The 1,900-nt window shown below is 69.2% G+C and carries 1 protein-coding gene; it reads right to left on the bottom strand.

What is annotated here, in order from left to right; genetic code table 11:
* A partial coding sequence (gene acs, locus AC1DDO_RS22980) for an acetate--CoA ligase (RefSeq protein ID WP_476972846.1) occupies nucleotides 1-1,900 on the bottom strand: 1,900 nt, incomplete at both ends.

Raw genomic sequence — 1,900 nt, 5'->3', positions numbered from 1 at the left:
AGGGTGGTCGCGTCGCCTGGGTCGCGGCCTTCGGCGACGTCTTTGAGGAGGCGGCGCATGATTTTTCCGGACCGGGTTTTGGGCAGTTCGGGGACGATGAGGATGGTTTTGGGTTTGGCGATCGGGCCGATTTCCTTGCCGACGTGGTTGCGGAGTTCGGTGACGGTGTCCTCGCCGGWGTCSRYGGCGTCCCCGCGGAGGATGACGAAGGCGACGACGGCCTGGCCGGTGGTCTCGTCCGCGGCGCCGACGACGGCGGCTTCGGCGACSGCGGGGTGGGAGACGAGGGCGGATTCGATTTCGGCGGTGGAGAGCCGGTGCCCGGAAATGTTCATCACGTCATCGACCCGGCCCAGGAGCCAGATATCGCCGTCCTGGTCCTTCTTGGCGCCGTCGCCGGCGAAGTACATGGTCTCGAAGCGGGACCAGTAGGTCTCCTTGAACCGTTCCGGGTCCCCCCAGATCCCGCGGAGCATGGCCGGCCAGGGTTCGCGGATCACCAGGAAGCCGCCGTGCCCGTTGGGCACGGACGCGCCGGTCTCGTCCACGACGTCCRCGGCGATGCCSGGCAGCGGGACCTGCGCSGARCCGGGCTTGGTCGCGGTGACCCCGGGCAGCGGGGCGATCATCTGCGCCCCGGTCTCGGTCTGCCACCAGGTGTCCACGATCGGGGCGGGGTGCTCTTTCTTTTCRCCGTTCTTGCCGGCATTGGCCCCGATGGTCTCGCGGTACCACATCCAGGCCTCGGGGTTGATGGGTTCGCCCACSGAGCCCAGGACCCGGATCGAGGACAGGTCGTATTTCGCGGGGATGTCSGTGCCCCACTTCATGAACGTCCGGATCGCGGTCGGGGCGGTGTAGAGGATGGAGACCCGGTATTTTTCGATGATTTCCCACCAGCGGCCCTGGTGCGGGGAGTCCGGGGTGCCCTCRTACATGACCTGGGTGGCGCCGTTGATCAGCGGGGCGTAGGCGACGTAGGAGTGCCCGGTGACCCAGCCGACGTCCGCGGTGCACCAGTACACGTCGGTCTCCGGRTGCAGGTCGAAGACCGCCCGGTGSGTRTAGGCGGTCTGGGTGAGGTAGCCGCCGGTGGTGTGCAGGATGCCCTTGGGCTTGCCGGTCGTCCCGGAGGTGTACAGGATGAACAAAGGGTGCTCGGCGTCGTGCCCGRCGGCSGTGTGCTCGGSKGAGGCGGCGCCGACGGTGTCGGCCCACCAGTGGTCCCGGCCCTCGTGCCAGTCCACCTCCTGTCCGTTGCGTTTGACCACCACGACGTTCCGCACCGTGTGCCCGGCACCGGCGAGGGCSTCGTCGACGGCGGGTTTGAGCGGGCTGGGCTTGCCGCGGCGGTAGGTGCCGTCGGCGGTGACGACGAGTTTGGCCTCGGCGTCATCGATCCGGGACCGCAGCGCATCGGCGGAGAAGCCGCCGAAGACCACCGAGTGGACCGCGCCGATCCGGGCGCAGGCGAGCATGGTGATGACGGCCTCGGGGATCATGGGCAGGTAGACCGCGACCCGGTCGCCCTTGGCCACGCCGAGGGACTCGAASGCGTTCGCGGCCCTCTTCACCTCCGCGGTCAGCTGSGCGTAGGTGTAGGTGCGGGTGTCCCCGGGCTCGCCCTCGAARTGGATCGCSACCCGGTCCCCGTTCCCGGCCYTCACRTGCCGGTCCAGGGCGTTGTACGCGGCGTTGACCTCCCCGCCGACGAACCACTTCGCGAACGGCGGCTCGGACCAGTCCAAAGCCTGGTCAAAGTCCCGGGACCAGTCCAGCAGTTCCCGGGCCTGCCTCGCCCAGAACGCGGGCCGGTCCGCGTCGGCCTCGGCATACTCACCCGCGGTCACCACCGCATTCGCCGCGAACTCCGCCGAAGGCGCGAACCGCCGGTCCTCCT

It is taken from the genome of Arthrobacter sp. 10N43 (assembly GCF_056394525.1).
This window is presented reverse-complemented; position numbering and strand designations above follow the sequence as displayed.